A 15561-nucleotide genomic window follows, 5' to 3' on the forward strand; every position below is an offset into this window, starting at 1 on the left:
TATGCGCTACTCACGCTGCTCCAGCGCCCTGCTGAAAGCAAGAGCCGCCAGCGTGCAGATTGCACCCGAGAGCAGGTAGTAGCCAACGAAGGGCAAGCCGAACTGGCTCGACAGACTGAGCGCCACCAGCGGTGCGAAGCCAGCGCCGATCAGCCAGGCAAGGTCGGAGGTGAAGGCCGCACCGGTGTAGCGGTAGCCGCGGCCGAAGCGCGACGAGATCGAGCCGGTCGCCTGGCCGAAGGAAAGGCCGAGCACGCCGAAGCCGATGATGACGAAAGCGTCATGACCGGTGTTGCCGGCGCCAATCAGGTACGGGCCGATGAAGCTGAAGATCGCAATCAGCACAGCGCAGATCGCAAGTTGCTTACGCCGGCCGATGCGGTCAGCGATCACACCCGAGGCAATGATGGCAACGAAGCCGACCACGGCGCCGATGACCTGCACCACCATGAAGGCGCCGATCCGCTGGTTGCCGTAAAGGCTCATCCAGCCGAGCGGGAAGATGGTGACGAGGTGGAACATGGCAAAGCTTGCAAGCGGCACGAAAGCGCCGATCAGGATATCGCGGCCGTGGACGCGCAGCACCTCGAGGATTGGTGCTGCTTCAAGCTCATGCTGTTCCAAGAGCGTGCCGAAATCCTTGGTCATGACAAGCCGAAGACGGGCAAAGAGCGCGACGACGTTGATCGCGAAGGCGACGAAGAACGGATAACGCCAGCCCCATGAGAGGAAGTCTTCCGGGGAGAGGTTGGCGACGAAATAGCCGAACAGGATGCTCGCCAGCGCAAAGCCGATCGGTGCGCCGAGCTGCGGGATCATTGCATACCAGCCGCGATGATTCGGTGGCGCATTGAGGGCAAGCAGCGATGCAAGGCCATCCCACGCGCCGCCGAGGGCAAAGCCTTGCCCGAGCCGGAAGAGCGCCAATAGCGCAATCGACCAGTAGCCGATTTCATCGTAACCCGGCAGGAAGGCGATCGATGCCGTCGAGCCGCCGAGCAGGAAAAGCGCAATAGTGAGCTTGGTGCCACGCCCGTACAAACGGTCGATCGTCATGAAGACAACGGAGCCCACGGGACGGGCGAGGAAGGCCAGCGAGAAAATCGCGAAAGAATAGAGCGTGGCCGTCAGCCGGTCCGGCGCGAAGGGAAAGACGAGCTGCGGAAAGACGAGAACGGATGCGAGGCCGTAAACAAAGAAATCAAAAAACTCCGACATGCGACCGATCACCACGCCGATCGCGATGCTGCCGGGCGAAACCGGCTTGTCACCATGAATGCGCCGCGCATCCCGCTCCAGCGATGAAGATGATGGTCCTAAATGTGTGGCAGTAGCCATATGAAACGCCTCCCTCGTTTAAGGTGCTTTTTGCAAAGCACCTCAAGCTGATCTTGTTCCATATTTGCAGCTTATCAAGTCCTTGTTGCGCAAATAGTTGACGCCGAATTCGCAAAAATCGATGCGATGGAAAAATGGCGTGATACCTATCCCGACCTATTCCAGAGTTTTATTGGGCAAAGGCACGCTTTTCGGCTATACACGAGGCGGCGCCGGAAAAATTTCCTTCTGAGTTTAATCAGGATTTGTGGGCGCCGTGGAAGCTGACTTCTCCCGCGGTGCAAAATGCATGTTGCACTGCGACCAAAGACCTCATATCGCTCATCGTGCCAGTGCTTTAGTCGGCAATCGAACGAAACAAAAAGAGCTTAGAGACGTGCCAAAACTGCAGAAGTTTTCCCGCCTTCTATTAATCTTGCCGCTGTTTTTTTTGGCAGGATGCAACATGGTGGTCATGTCGCCTTCGGGCGATATCGCCACCCAACAGCGTGACCTCATCATCGTCTCCACGGTGCTGATGCTGCTGATCATCATTCCGGTGATCTTCCTCACACTGTTTTTCGCCTGGCGCTACCGGCGCACCAATACGGCCGCGGACTACGCGCCCGAATGGCATCACTCCACGCGCCTCGAAATCGTGATCTGGTCGGCGCCGCTCGCCATCATCATCGCGCTTGGCGCCGTCACCTGGATTTCCACGCACAAGCTTGATCCCTACCGCCCGCTCGACCGTATCGATGCGGACCGTGCCATTCCGGCGGATACGAAGTCGCTGACCGTGGAGGTGGTGGCGCTCGACTGGAAATGGCTGTTCTTCTATCCCGACCTCGGCATTGCGACGGTCAATGAGCTTGCAGCTCCCGTCGACGTGCCGATCGACTTCAAGATCACCGCCTCCTCGGTGATGAACTCCTTCTTCATCCCCGCCCTTGCAGGCCAGGTCTATGCCATGCCCGGTATGCAGACGAGACTGCATGCCGTCATCAACAAGGAAGGCGAGTATGACGGCTTCTCCGCAAATTACAGCGGTGAAGGCTTCTCGCACATGCGCTTCAAGTTCCACGGCATGAACCAGCAGGGCTTCGATGCCTGGGTTGCGCAGGTCAAGCAGCGCGGCACGATGCTCAATCGCGACGCCTATCTGAAGCTCGAAAAGCCGAGCGAGAAGGAGCCGGTGCGCTACTACGCCGGCGCCGATGCCGATCTTTACGAGGCGATCCTCAACATGTGCGCCACGCCCGGCAAGATGTGCGCGAGCGAGATGATGCACATCGACATGATGGGCGGCGGCGGCAAGGAAAGCGAAGAAAACCGCGAAAAGCTGACCTACGACAATCGCCATGCGGACGAAGGGATCGTCGCGCCTGCGGCGACCGTGCCTGCAACGGGCGCACCCGCACGCAGCGAGCCGGCCGAAAGCACCGATGGCAACAGCATGCAGAACATGCCCGGAATGGACATGCAGCATGAGGGTCATTCCATGCCCGGCTCGAGCAATGGCGGCGATCCGGCGCCGGCGCAGCTCAACAATAACAATTAACCTGGCGCTTTGCGTCGCAAGACATAATGAACGGGTTGTTCCATGTTTTCCAATCCTGACCTCCTGAAGTTCATCTTCGGCCGGTTGACCCTTGACGCGATCCCGTATCACGAGCCGATCCTGGTCGTGACCTTCATCGGCGTCGCTATCGGCGCCATCGCGGTGCTCGGCATTATCACCTATTTCAAATTCTGGGGTCCGCTCTGGCGCGACTGGATCTGCAGCGTCGATCACAAAAAGATCGGCATCATGTATGTGATCCTCGCCGTCATCATGCTGTTGCGCGGCTTCTCCGACGCTCTTCTGATGCGTGGCCAGCAGGCAATCGCCTTCAACGGCAATGAGGGCTACCTGCCGCCGCACCACTACGACCAGATCTTCACCGCCCACGGCGTCATCATGATTTTCTTCGTGGCGATGCCCTTCGTCACCGGCCTCATGAACTTCGTGGTGCCGCTGCAAATCGGCGCGCGCGACGTCTCCTTCCCGTTCCTCAACAACTTTTCGTTCTGGATGACGACGGCGGGCGCGATCATCATCATGCTCTCGCTCTTCATCGGCGAATTCGCCCAGACCGGCTGGCTCGCTTATCCGCCGCTGTCGGGTGCCGCCTACAGTCCTGGCGTCGGCGTCGACTATTACATCTGGGGCCTGCAGGTCGCCGGTGTCGGCACGACATTGTCAGGCATCAACCTGATCGCGACCATCGTGAAGATGCGTGCTCCGGGCATGACCTTCATGAAGATGCCGGTCTTCACCTGGACCGCGCTCTGCACCAACATCCTGATCGTCGCTTCCTTCCCGATCCTGACTGCAACGCTCGCTCTCCTGTCGCTCGACCGCTATGCCGGCACGAACTTCTTCACGAACGACCTCGGCGGCAATCCGATGATGTATGTCAACCTCATCTGGATCTGGGGCCACCCGGAAGTCTACATCCTGGTTCTGCCGGCCTTCGGCATCTTCTCCGAAGTGGTCGCAACCTTCTCCGGCAAGCGCCTCTTCGGCTACGCTTCGATGGTCTACGCCACCTGCGTGATCATGATCCTCTCCTACCTCGTCTGGCTGCACCACTTCTTCACGATGGGTTCGGGCGCTTCCGTCAACTCCTTTTTCGGCATCACCACGATGATCATCTCGATCCCGACGGGGGCGAAGATGTTCAACTGGCTCTTCACCATGTATCGCGGCCGTATCCGCTACGAGGTGCCGATGCTGTGGACAGTCGGCTTCATGGTGACCTTCGTCATCGGCGGTATGACCGGCGTCATGCTTGCCGTCCCGCCGGCCGACTTCGTGCTGCATAACTCGCTATTCCTGATCGCCCACTTTCATAACGTGATCATCGGGGGTGTTCTCTTCGGCATGTTCGCCGGCGTGAACTACTGGTTCCCGAAGGCCTTCGGCTTCAAGCTCGATCCCTTCTGGGGCAAGATGAGCTTCTGGTTCTGGCAGATCGGCTTCTGGTTTGCCTTCATGCCGCTCTACGTGCTTGGTCTGATGGGCGTCACCCGCCGCATGAGCCAGTTCGAGGATCCGTCGCTGCAGATCTGGTTCATCATCGCCGCCTTCGGCGTCGGCCTGATCGCGCTTGGCATCGCGTCATTCCTGATCCAGATCGTCGTCTCCTTCATGAGGCGCGAAGAGCTGCGCGATGACAGTGGCGATCCGTGGAACGGCCGCACGCTGGAATGGTCGACCTCTTCACCACCGCCGGATTACAACTTCGCCTTCACGCCGGTCGTGCACGATCACGACAGTTGGTACGACATGAAGAATCGCGGCTACGAGCGTCCGCTCGGCGGTTTCAAGCCGATCCATATGCCGAAGAATACCGGCACCGGTGCGATTCTGTCCGCCATCAGTATCGCGCTCGCCTTCGGCTTGATCTGGTACATGTGGTGGCTGGTGGTCGTCTCCGCCGTTGCCATGCTCGTCGTCGCGATTGGCCATACCTTCAACTACAACCGCGACTTCTACATCCCCGCGGATGAAGTCACCGAAACGGAAGGCAAGCGCACGCAGTTGCTTGCCGAACAGGTGTAAGAGACCATGAGCGATCATACTATCGACACGGCCGAAAAGCCTGAATTCTATCTGACGGAAGACCATCATCCGGAGAACAGCACCAATCTGGGCTTCTGGCTCTATCTGATGAGCGACAGCCTGATATTCTCGGTGCTGTTTGCCACCCATGCCGTGCTCGGCCGCAGCTATGCAGCCGGCCCGTCGCCGGCCGATCTCTTCGATCTGCCGCTGGTCGCCATCAACACCTCGATGCTGTTGCTCTCCTCCATCACCTATGGCTTCGCCATGCTGCAGATGGAGCGAAACGCAAAGGCCGAAACGCTGTTCTGGTTGGCCGTGACCGGCCTTTTCGGCGCGGCCTTCCTCGGCCTCGAGCTTTACGAGTTCGTGCACCTTATCCACGAGGGCGCCGGTCCGCAGCGCAGCGCCTTCCTGTCGTCTTTCTTCACGCTGGTCGGTACGCACGGTCTGCACGTCACCTTCGGCATCATCTGGCTGATCACGCTGATGGTGCAGGTCTCCATGCATGGCCTCCATGAAGCCAACCGCCGCCGTCTGATGTGCCTTTCCATGTTCTGGCACTTCCTCGACGTCGTCTGGATCGGCGTCTTTTCCTTCGTTTACCTGATGGGAGTTCTCGGATGAGTTCGCAAGCACCCGCACATGAGGATGCCCACGAGGCTCACCACGGCCACAGCCACGGGCACCAGGCCGGTCACGGCAGTTTCAAGAGCTACGTGACGGGCTTCATTCTGTCCGTCATCCTCACGGCCATCCCCTTCTGGCTGGTCATGGGAGAGGTCTTCGAAAATCATGTCGTGACCGCCATCTTCGTGATGGTGCTCGGCGCCGTGCAGATCGTCGTTCACATGATCTTCTTCCTGCACATGAACACGAAGTCGGAAGGCGGCTGGACGATCATGGCGCTGATCTTCACGATCATCATCGTCGCGATCGCTCTCTCGGGTTCGCTCTGGGTCATGTATCATCTGAATGCGAACATGATGCCGATGAGCCCTGAAATGATGAAGAATATGCCATAAAGGCAAAGGAACGGGCGGCGACAATGCCGCCCGTTGCGGTTTACCTATGACCGATATCTCTTCCGACCAACAGGACAGGCCGCGTTCAGCCGTCACCCTCGCCATCTTGGGGCTCGGCCTTCTGGCCCTGATCGCCGCCTTGCTCGCGCTCGGCACCTGGCAAGTTTATCGACTCTCCTGGAAACTCGATCTCATCGCTCGCGTCGATGCCCGCGTCCACGCCGAGCCAGTCGCCCCGCCGACTCGCGGCGACTGGGGCAAGGTCAACGCCGCCGATGACGAATACCGGCGAGTGACGGCTACAGGCACTTTCGAAAACGACAAGGAAACGCTGGTCACGGCATCGACAGCACTCGGCGCCGGCTATTGGGTGCTGACGCCGCTCAGGCTCGCGGACGGCAGCGCGATATCAATCAATCGCGGCTTCGTACCGACCGACCGTCGCGACCCGGCCTCTCGACCGGAAAGTGAGATCGCCGGACCGGCTAATGTCACTGGGCTGATGCGCATGACCGAACCGAAGGGCATGCTGCTACGCTCCAACGATCCGGCTGCCGACCGCTGGTATTCGCGCGATGTCGCAGCCATTGCCGAGAAGCGTGGCGTTGCAGGCGTTGCCCCCTTCTTCATTGACGCAGACGCGACACCCAATGCCGGCGGCTTGCCCGTCGGAGGGCTGACGGTCCTCGATTTCCCGAATAACCACCTTGTCTATGCAATCACCTGGTATGTGCTGGCGATCATGGTGGCGGGGCTGCTCATCTATATCGTGCGGAACGAAGCCAGGCTTCGCAGGATCTCTTAACGAGAGATCTATTGGGCAATGCGGCTGATCGCCTCGGCAAGCTGCGCCTGTGAGAAGGGTTTACCGAGGCGCGGTATATCGATAATGCCGGAACCCTCGGGAATCTCGGCAAAACCAGTTGCGAGGATGATCGGCATCTTCGGCCACTCGCTGCGGATTGCCAGCGCAAGTTGCGAGCCTGTCATGCGCGGCATGGCATGATCGGAGATAACGAGATCGACGTTTTCGTTGCGAAGAATATCGAGCGCGGCGGCGCCGGCCGTCGCCTCGATCACCGTGTGGCCGAGATCCTGCAGCATCAGCGCGGTATTCATCAGGACCAGCCCGTCATCATCGACGGCAAGAATGCGTAGCGGCCGTGAGTTATTTGCGGCTTTGGGCACGGATTGTTCAGGCTCTTCAACAATGTTTGCGGCTCCCGTGACAGGAAACCAGAGTTCAGCTGTCGTACCTTCACCGAGCCGACTTTTCAGCACGAGCCTGCCGCCGGACTGACCGGCGAGCCCCTGCACCATGGAAAGGCCGAGACCCGTTCCCTTGCCGACGCCCTTGGTCGTGAAGAACGGGGTCACCGCCTGTTTCAGCGTCTCTTCGTCCATGCCTTCACCCTCATCGGCAACAGCGACGCGCACATAATGGCCGGCCGGCATGGTACCGCCGCCAGACACGACCTCTTCAGTGGCTTTGATCCTAATAAGCCCGCCGCCAGGCATGGCGTCGCGGGCATTGACGACGAGGTTGAGCACTGCCGTCTCAAGCTGTGCCGGGTCAGTAGCGATCGTAGCCAGGCTCTCGGGAAATTCGGTTTCAAGCGAGGAGACCGGCCCGAGGGATCGCGCGACCATGTCCATCATGCCACGCAGAAGCTCGGAAACATCGATCGTCTCCACCTGCAACTCCTGGCGGCGGGAAAAGGCGAGCATGCGCTGGGTCAGCGCCGCGCCGCGCTGGGCGCCGAGCATGGCATTGTCGACAAGCGGCGACAATGCAGGGTCCTGCGGCATGCGCTTCTTGAGGATTTCGAGGCTGCCCAGCACCGCCATCAGCAGATTGTTGAAGTCGTGCGCGATGCCGCCCGTCAATTGGCCGATCGCCTCCATCTTCTGTGCCTGGAAAAGTTCTTCGCGGGTCCGCTCCAGCGCACGCTGTGTCTCCATCTTCTCGGTAATGTCGCGGGTAATCTTCGCAAAGCCGATAATCTCGCCGAAATCGTCCTTGATCGCGTCGATCACGATACTGGCCCAGAAGCGGGAGCCGTCCTTTCGCTGGCGCCAGCCCTCCTTTTCGAACCGTCCGTCGCGGCTGGCGGTGGCCAGTGCCTGCTGAGGCAATCCGTTAAGGCGATCCTCATCCGTGTAGAAAGTGGAGAAGTGTCGACCGATGATCTCTTCCGACCTATAACCCTTGATGCGTTCGGCACCGGAATTCCAGCTCGTCACGTTGCCTTCCGGGTCGAGCATGTAGATCGCATAATCGGAGACGCCCTGAACGAGAAGGCGAAATTGCTCTTCGCTGCGCTTCAATGCGTTCTCTGTCGCCTTGCGCTCCGTCAGGTCACGGGTGATTTTGGCAAAGCCGATCAGCTCGCCCGAGGAATGGCGGATCGGATCGATGATGACATGTGCCCAGAAGCGCGTACCATCCTTTCGCTGGCGCCAGCCCTCACCCTCGAAGCGTCCCTCTTTCGTGGCAATCGCCAGCGCGCGGGCTGGCAGGCCGGCTTGGCGATCGGCATCGAGATAAAATCGGGAAAAATGCTGGCCGAGGATTTCGGAAGCGCGATACCCCTTGAAACGCTGGGCGCCGGAATTCCAGCTCGTCACATAACCTTCGGGGCTCAGCATATAGATCGCGTAGTCGGTGATTGCATCGACGAGCACCCGGAAACGTCCCTCGTCCCGAACAGACGTATCATATCGATCCACCGCTTCCATCTGCCCCTCTAAACGATCTACCAGCGCACTATAACGCCGGCTCGGGCCGATGGTTCCCGCTGAAACGACGAATTCCTCAGACCGCCTGGCTCTGCGGATAGAAGCGTTCCGCAATTCGTTCCGACGCCGAATAGGCCTGCGTGACGATTTCAGGCACAAGATCGATGTCCGGCAGGCTGCCGAGGCCGAGCGGGCCGACCGCAAAAAGCCCATCGATCGACAAGCCGTCGTCCAGGAACGGTTCGCCGCGGGCATTGACCGCCAGTCCAAGCGCAAGCTCGTCAGGCACGGCGAGACGCGCCGCGAGCAAGCTCTGGATCAGAGGAGCAGAAAGATCGGGCGCATGGCAACGGCAGTCGACGATGCGTTCGGCGTGGATGACCTCCTCGCTCGACGAACCGGCCGGCGTGAAGAACAGGCCGCTGAAACCTCGACGCCCGGCGCGGCCGCGCCTGAGCACCGTGCGGCCTTCGGCAAGCTCCCGCTTGAGGCGCAGATGCATGGTCTCCGGCAGGCGGTTGCGGTGACTGTCATAGATCGCCCGCAGATGCCGGTTAAACTGCCGCTTCTCACGCGCCGGCAGCGATCGCCAGAGCGAACGGGCGTGTCTGCGAAGGCCGTTCATGACCGACTGCCAGCTTCGCCCCTCTTCTTCCGCCTCGCGGCAGGCCTGGCGGATGAAGCTGACAATGTCAGGCAGGCTTTGCGGTAGCGCGTCAGCGGGGAAGACCGGATCGGCGGAATTCGGCGTATGGCTCTGCGGCAGGAAACCGTGCCGTGAAATGATAGTTACCTGCCCGGCATACCCGGCGTCGCGAAGCTGCAGCAGCTGGTCCACGACGCGAATGCCGCTGCCGAGCAGCACTGTGTGCGGCCGAGCGACGAGGCGCTGCGCCCTGACCGGTGAAACCTCCTGCTCCTCGGCCTCGGGTCGAGGCAGGCCGTATCCTGTCGCGAGGATCACGGTATCGAAAAGCGGATTAGACGGATTGGCGCTTTCAAGCAGGAATCGGCTGCCATGGCTCCTGCGGATCGCCACGACCGGATCATGGCAAACTTGGACGGTGATGTCCCGGCGGGCAGCGAGCGCTTCTGAAAAGCGCTGGTAGACGTAGTCGCTGAAGATTTCCCTGGGTACGAAGATCTGCCGGAAACCGGGGATTGCGGCTGGCACGGCGGCGCGGAATTCGGCGTTGCTACAGAGCCAGTCGTTGAAATCGTCGGGATCGCCGAGCGAAACGGAGAGATCACGCACCCGCGTATTAAGGATGGTCGAGGACCTTGCTGACGCCAACGCCTGGCCGCCATTGACCGTAGAGTTCGGATCGAAAAGCTGGAGGTGAAACGGCGTGCGCACAGTGCGCATCAGCGCCACCGCCATCATCATGCCGGAAAACCCGCGGCCAACGATCGCAATGCGCGGCACGGCGGAAATCTGGGCCGCCGCATTCGCCTTGCCGGAAAAAAGTCCCTGAACCGTCATCTCAACTCCCTTGCGGCTCATCCGCATGTGTCTCGATCAAGGTTTCAACGCAGAACATTTGAAGCCCTGCGTTGGGCAGGTTCATGCGGCCATGCAAAACGTTCGCCGCTAAATCGGGTTCCATTCGGAACCATTCCAGGCCGGAGAAGACATTCTCAGTCCGCCCCATAGTCTATTAAACTAGTCGTGTATGAAAGCGCGAAAAGCGCATGGTGGCAAGAAGTTTATTTTACCACCTAACCAACACCCTGATCCAAAATGAAAAATGGGTTCGAGCCTATGCGAGGATTTCGGCGGCGAAGGAAAAACGCACCGTTTCGCCCGGAGCAAGCACCTTTGTATAGGGGCGACCCTCCAAATCGTCCGGGCCGCCATTTTCTGCAGCCGTTCCGTGCCAGGGCTCAATGCAGAGAAAGGGAGCGCCAGGCTTGGTCCAGAGCGCCAGATTGGGCAGGTTCTCGAAGCTGAAATGCATGGATGGGCCGCCTTCAGCCTTATATCGCAGGCCGGGGCCTGAGCATTCCGGAAAGATCATCGCATCCTGCTCGAACATAGAATGGCTGAGCACCAGGCTGCCGGACTTGAAGGGCGAAGCGAGTTTCTTCGGCGAGATCAGACCGCCCTCAAGCCTGACGAGTGCCGGCTCGGCGCCATTGTCCAGCGTGACTGTATGCGGCTTGTTTTCGGCACCCGGCAGCGGCCAGCGGAAAGCAGTATGAAAGCCGATACCGAAAGGCATCTGCCTGATATCGCGGTTGGTGACTTCGGCAGCAACGGTCAAGGCTCGGCCTTCGACGCTATGGATGACGGCCAGCAGGAAATCGAAAGGATAGACAGCCTTCGTCGCCTCTGAAGCGGCAAGCTCGTATCGGCAGCTCGCTTCGGACCAGGACGCCAGCGCAAATTCACTGCGACGGGCAAAGCCGTGCTGAGCCATCGGTGCGCTGTGACCGCCAACCTTTAGAATGTCGTTCGGTGCCTTGCCAACCATCGGAAACAGGATCGGCGAACGGCCCGTCCAAAAGGCGGCATCGCCATTCCAGACCCAGGAGCGGCCGTCGCTGGATGTCAGCGCCTGCATTTCGGCGCCGAGCGAGGAAACGTCGACGGTGAGAAACTGATTTGCGATCCGGACCGTGGATGACATCGAACGCCCTCTTCGTGCTGGTTGGCGAGCGGACCATACATGCGCGGCACACGGATTTCCACTGGCGATGCGCCGCTACGGGACTTTCGTTTCCCGGCAGAAAAATGCGCCTGCTGCGTGCAGTCGGCGGGCCCCAGCGGTAGCGTTACCGTCCAATGCGAGGAAGGCTCACGTAAAAATAACCGACTGGTGAATTCTTTACTTGAACCCCCTGTCGGAATCGGCAAATGTGGGTGCGCTATCAATCCCTTCATGGATTTGCCTTCTTTCCGGGCCACTTGGTCCGAGCACACATCTATTGGAAAAAATACCGTGAGCAGCGATGCGTCTATACGCGCGACGAAGCCTTCGGCTTCGATGGCGCTTGCAACCGCGGCAGGGTGGGGCAAGGGCCTCTACACACTGTTCCGCATCACCGTCATGGCCTTCCGCCATCCCTGGCAAGCCGGCCTCGCCATCGGCGCTACCCTGATCGCCTCCACCTTCCAGCTTCTGATCCCCCGCCTGCTCGGCCAGGCGGTCGACCATACGCAGGTGGCGCTTCACGGCGGCACGCTCGGGCAGCAGGCGCAGGACGCACTGTTGACAACGGCGCTACTTCTGCTTGGCGCCAGCGTGCTGCGCGGCATCTTCACGATGATCCAGAACTACTACAGCGAATCCGTCGGCCACCACATGGGCTACGAACTGCGCCTTGCCTGCTATGAAAAAATCCAGCGCCTCTCCTTCTCCTTCCATGACAGCGTGCATTCGGGCGACCTGATCACGATTGGCCTGCTCGATCTGGAGGGCGTGCGCATGTATTTCTCGACCGCCCTCGTGCGCGTCTTCCTGCTTTCAATGCTGATCGGCATCGGCGCCTATATGCTGTTGACGACGGATGTCGTGCTCGGTCTGCTGGCGCTCTCCTTCGTGCCCTTCGTCGGCTGGCGCTCCTCGGTCACGCAGCTTCGTCTGCGCGCCACCTGGCTCGACCTGCAGCAGCGGCTTTCGGTGCTGACACGCATCATGGAAGAGAACCTCGGCGGCATCCGCGTCGTGCGCGCTTTCGCAGCCCAGGACCACGAACTGTCGAAGTTCGAAGAAGCCTCGAAGAATGCGCTGGAACTTGCCCACCAGCGTGTTGGCATCCGCGTCATCAATACCAGCGCCATGACCTTTTCCTTCTTTGTGGCCATGGGGCTGGTGCTGTGGGTTGGCGGGGGTAAGGTGCACTCCGGCGAGATCACCGTTGGTACGCTGGCCTCGTTCCTTACTTTCATGACCATCCTGCAGATGCCGGTGCGGCAACTCGGCCTAATGGTCAACGCCTTCGCCCGTGCGTCGACCTGCGGCACGCGTCTCTTTGACCTTCTGGATCTCGAAATCGCCGTGCGCGACGCGCCGGATGCGAAGGAGTTGAAGATAACAGACGGCACGCTGCGCTTCGAGAATGTCAGATTCGCCTATCCGAGTTCGCCGATGCATGAGGTACTGCACGACGTGAGTTTCGAGGCAAAGCGCGGCGAGACGATCGGCATCGTCGGGCCGCCCGGCAGCGGCAAGTCGACGCTCGCGCACCTGATCCCACGCTTCTACGATGCGACCGCCGGCAAGATCACCATCGACGGGCAAGATATCCGTAAGGCCACGCTGCAGTCGCTGCGCCGCTCCGTCGCCGTCGTGCAGCAGGATTCCTTCCTCTTTACCACGACGATCGAGAACAATATCGCCTATGGCGATCCCTGGGCCAAGGAAGGCCGCATCGAGCGCGCCAGCGAAAGCGCGCAGCTGCACAACTACGTGCTCGGCCTGCCGACGGGCTACGGCACCGTCGTCGGCGAGCGCGGCGTATCGCTCTCCGGCGGCCAGCGCCAGAGGCTTTCGATCGCCCGCGCGCTGATGCTCAAACCCGCTGTGATGGTGTTCGACGATTCGACCGCAGCAATCGACGCGGCGACCGAACAGCGCATCCGCAGTGCCATGCGCCGCTATGCCGCCGACCGCGTAACGATCATCGTCGCCCATCGGCTTAGCTCGCTGATGCATGCCGACAAGATCTTTTTCATCGAGGACGGCCGCATCGTCGAGCAGGGCACGCATGACGAGCTCCTGACGCTCGGTGGACGATACAAGGCACTTTACGATTTGCAGGTGCGACCGGGCGACGACGCTTTGAGCGCGTAAGAAACCGGCGCAGGAGGAAACAAGATGGCCGAGGAACTGGAAACCGAGCGTGCTGACGTTCGCGAGGATGGCAGACGCCCGCCAAGGGCGGTCGTCGGATCGCAGCGCGTCGAAGAGGAAATCTTCGGCAAGGTCTTCGATTCCAACATCGTCAAGCGCATCTGGGCCTTCGTGCATCCCTACCGGCGCGATGTCATTTTATCGGTGATTTCGGTGTTGGTCTTCACCGGCATGCAGCTTCTCATTCCGCTGATCATCCGCTATGCCATCGACCATGGCATGCAGCCGGACGACAGCGGTTCCGCACTGACCTTAGCGATCGTCGCCTTCCTGATCGCCATCCTCATCAACTACGGCGCCAGCTATTGGCAGGAAACGCTGGTTGGCGGCGTCGCGGAAAACGTGCTCTTCGATATCCGCAAGGCGATGTTCTCCCATCTCCAGCGCGTATCGCTCTCCTTCATGGACAAGACTGAAGTCGGCCGGTTGATGTCGCGCTTGCAGGGCGACGTCAACTCGATGCAGGAATTCCTGGAAACCTGCGTACTCTCGGTCGGTGATATCTTCCTGCTCTTCGGCATCGTCTTCGTAATGCTCTATCTCGACTTCAAGCTCGGCTTGCTGACGCTGTCCGTACTCCCGGTACTCTTCGTCGTGCGCCTGTTCTGGCTGCCGCTCGCCCGCAAGTCCTTCATGGCGGCGCATGAGACGAACTCGGTGGCGAACGGCGCGCTGGCCGAAGCGATCCATGGCGTCCGCGCCGTCCAGAGCATGGACCGGCAGGAGGTCAACTTCACGCTTTACGATGACAAGGCGCATGCCAACCTGCTGACGCATCTAACGGCAGCCCGTTACGCCCAGATCATGGTGCCGATCGTCGACACGCTGACAGGCATCGCCATGGCGCTCGTCATCGTCGTCGGCGGTGCGCGCGTGTTGAACCAGGCGCTCGACGTCGGTGTGCTCGTCGCCTTCCTCTTCTACATCCAGCGCTTCTTCGACCCTATTCGCTCGCTGACGCTCCAATATTCGGTCATGCAGCGCGCCATGGCATCGGGCCAACGGTTGACCGACGTGCTCGATGTGCCGGTCGAAATCAAAGATGCTCCGGATGCCAAGGTGCTTTCACCCGACATGGACGGCTCTGTCGAATTCCGCGATGTCGTCTTCGGCTATAATCCCAAGCATCCGGTGCTCAAGCATGTGAGCTTCAGGGTCAATCCCGGCGAGACGGTCGCTCTTGTCGGCCCGACCGGTTCGGGCAAGTCGAGCTGCATGTCGCTGATCCACCGCTTCTATGAGGTGCAACAGGGACAGGTCGTGGTCGGCGGCCATGACGTGCGCGAGCTGACGCAGGATTCTCTTGGCCAGCAGATCGCCATGGTGCTGCAGGAGCCCTTCCTCTTCACGGGCACAGTTTTCGAAAACATCCGCTATCACAAGACGGAAGCCACCCGTGAGCAGGTGATCGAGGCTGCCAAGGCCGTCGGTGCGCACGACTTCATCATGCGCCTGCCCTTGGGCTATGACAGCATGCTCGGCGAGCGCGGCGGCAATCTTTCGCTCGGCCAGCGCCAGCTTCTCTCCTTTGCCCGCGCGCTGGTGGCGGACGCCAAGATCCTCGTGCTCGACGAGGCGACAGCCAATATCGACAGCTATACGGAGATGCTGATCCAGAGGGCATTGGTAAAGCTGCTCGAAAACCGCACCGGCCTCGTCATCGCCCACCGCCTGGCAACGATCCGCGAAGCCGATCGCATCATCGTGCTGCAGAATGGCGAAATCGTCGAAAGCGGCAATCACCAGCAGCTCATGAAAAACGGCAAGCTTTATTCAAAGCTCTATAACCTCAACTACGCTTCCTTCGACGATATTCCCGAGGACGTGCTGGAAGAGACGGTGACGGAATCGGCGACCTGATGCTATCACGCGTCACGCGACCTGACACAATGTCACCGAACATGACATTTTCCGGGCCTGCCCGGTAACAGCTCGCACTCACCGGCTTTTGCTGAAGAGTTCGTCCCGCTTCCCGCCAACAGGCCCCATCGTGTAGCCCTGCTCGGGTCTATCGGCG

Annotated in this window: 11 protein-coding genes; 7 read left to right on the plus strand and 4 right to left on the minus strand. The window is 60.1% G+C overall.

Translation table 11 applies throughout. The features are described from left to right. Positions 1 to 6: 6 nt before the first annotated feature. Positions 7 to 1338 (minus strand): MFS transporter, encoded by a 1332-nt coding sequence (locus AB4Z13_RS25440; protein WP_310382417.1) that lies wholly within the window; start codon positions 1336 to 1338, stop codon positions 7 to 9. A 376-nt stretch (positions 1339 to 1714) separates the two neighbouring features. Here AB4Z13_RS25440 and cyoA point away from each other — a divergent pair, with 376 nt between their 5' ends. Genes cyoA through AB4Z13_RS25465 form a run of 5 tightly spaced genes read left to right on the plus strand, consistent with a single transcriptional unit; the run spans position 1715 to position 6754 of the window. Next, entirely contained in the window at positions 1715 to 2878 is a 1164-nt protein-coding gene (gene cyoA / locus AB4Z13_RS25445) for a ubiquinol oxidase subunit II (RefSeq protein ID WP_442207109.1), read from the plus strand. Positions 2879 to 2920: 42 nt separating this feature from the next. Then, a complete protein-coding gene (gene cyoB / locus AB4Z13_RS25450) occupies positions 2921 to 4924 on the plus strand; it encodes a cytochrome o ubiquinol oxidase subunit I (protein ID WP_113320589.1) in 2004 nt (667 codons plus the stop codon). Positions 4925 to 4930: 6 nt separating this feature from the next. Continuing rightward, on the plus strand, positions 4931 to 5551 hold the full coding sequence (cyoC, locus tag AB4Z13_RS25455; RefSeq protein WP_007822614.1) for a cytochrome o ubiquinol oxidase subunit III: 621 nt from the start codon (positions 4931 to 4933) through the stop codon (positions 5549 to 5551). Next, complete coding sequence (cyoD, locus tag AB4Z13_RS25460) at positions 5548 to 5949, plus strand: cytochrome o ubiquinol oxidase subunit IV (protein ID WP_113320590.1); 402 nt, start codon at positions 5548 to 5550, stop codon at positions 5947 to 5949. Before cyoC ends, cyoD begins: the two co-directional genes overlap by 4 nt. A 46-nt stretch (positions 5950 to 5995) precedes the next feature. Then, positions 5996 to 6754 (plus strand): SURF1 family protein, encoded by a 759-nt coding sequence (locus tag AB4Z13_RS25465; protein ID WP_442207110.1) that lies wholly within the window; start codon positions 5996 to 5998, stop codon positions 6752 to 6754. 8 nt (positions 6755 to 6762) lie between these two features. On the opposite strand, the gene AB4Z13_RS25470 is transcribed toward AB4Z13_RS25465, so the two are convergent. The 3 genes from AB4Z13_RS25470 to AB4Z13_RS25480 all read right to left on the minus strand — a co-directional run bounded on the left by AB4Z13_RS25470 (position 6763) and on the right by AB4Z13_RS25480 (position 11318). Further along, positions 6763 to 8688 (minus strand): PAS domain S-box protein, encoded by a 1926-nt coding sequence (locus AB4Z13_RS25470; RefSeq protein ID WP_442207111.1) that lies wholly within the window; start codon positions 8686 to 8688, stop codon positions 6763 to 6765. A 76-nt stretch (positions 8689 to 8764) separates the two neighbouring features. Further along, entirely contained in the window at positions 8765 to 10171 is a 1407-nt protein-coding gene (locus AB4Z13_RS25475) for an FAD/NAD(P)-binding protein (RefSeq protein ID WP_113320593.1), read from the minus strand. 277 nt (positions 10172 to 10448) lie between these two features. Beyond that, the gene (locus AB4Z13_RS25480) at positions 10449 to 11318 is read right to left on the minus strand and encodes an aldose 1-epimerase family protein (protein ID WP_442207112.1); all 870 of its coding nucleotides are present in this window, start codon (positions 11316 to 11318) and stop codon (positions 10449 to 10451) included. Between the two features lie 312 nt (positions 11319 to 11630). Here AB4Z13_RS25480 and AB4Z13_RS25485 point away from each other — a divergent pair, with 312 nt between their 5' ends. Together AB4Z13_RS25485 and AB4Z13_RS25490 are read left to right on the plus strand one after the other, a co-directional pair. Continuing rightward, the gene (locus AB4Z13_RS25485; protein WP_442207113.1) at positions 11631 to 13484 is read left to right on the plus strand and encodes an ABC transporter ATP-binding protein; all 1854 of its coding nucleotides are present in this window, start codon (positions 11631 to 11633) and stop codon (positions 13482 to 13484) included. Positions 13485 to 13508: 24 nt separating this feature from the next. After that, positions 13509 to 15404: an ABC transporter ATP-binding protein gene (locus AB4Z13_RS25490; RefSeq protein ID WP_439017619.1), complete on the plus strand. Its 1896-nt coding sequence runs from the start codon at positions 13509 to 13511 to the stop codon at positions 15402 to 15404. Positions 15405 to 15561: the final 157 nt, after the last annotated feature.

The organism is Rhizobium sp. YAF28 (assembly GCF_052113285.1).
Taxonomy (GTDB): Bacteria; Pseudomonadota; Alphaproteobacteria; order Rhizobiales; family Rhizobiaceae; genus Rhizobium.

Excerpts from the sequence above, each read along its gene's own strand:
- AB4Z13_RS25440 (WP_310382417.1), bottom strand. The coding sequence starts at position 1,338 with ATGGCTACTGCCACACATTTAGGACCATCATCTTCATCGCTGGAGCGG.
- cyoB (WP_113320589.1), top strand. The coding sequence starts at position 2,921 with ATGTTTTCCAATCCTGACCTCCTGAAGTTCATCTTCGGCCGGTTGACC.
- cyoC (WP_007822614.1), top strand. The coding sequence starts at position 4,931 with ATGAGCGATCATACTATCGACACGGCCGAAAAGCCTGAATTCTATCTG.
- cyoD (WP_113320590.1), top strand. The coding sequence starts at position 5,548 with ATGAGTTCGCAAGCACCCGCACATGAGGATGCCCACGAGGCTCACCAC.
- AB4Z13_RS25465 (WP_442207110.1), top strand. The coding sequence starts at position 5,996 with ATGACCGATATCTCTTCCGACCAACAGGACAGGCCGCGTTCAGCCGTC.
- AB4Z13_RS25470 (WP_442207111.1), bottom strand. The coding sequence starts at position 8,688 with ATGGAAGCGGTGGATCGATATGATACGTCTGTTCGGGACGAGGGACGT.
- AB4Z13_RS25475 (WP_113320593.1), bottom strand. The coding sequence starts at position 10,171 with ATGACGGTTCAGGGACTTTTTTCCGGCAAGGCGAATGCGGCGGCCCAG.
- AB4Z13_RS25480 (WP_442207112.1), bottom strand. The coding sequence starts at position 11,318 with ATGTCATCCACGGTCCGGATCGCAAATCAGTTTCTCACCGTCGACGTT.
- AB4Z13_RS25490 (WP_439017619.1), top strand. The coding sequence starts at position 13,509 with ATGGCCGAGGAACTGGAAACCGAGCGTGCTGACGTTCGCGAGGATGGC.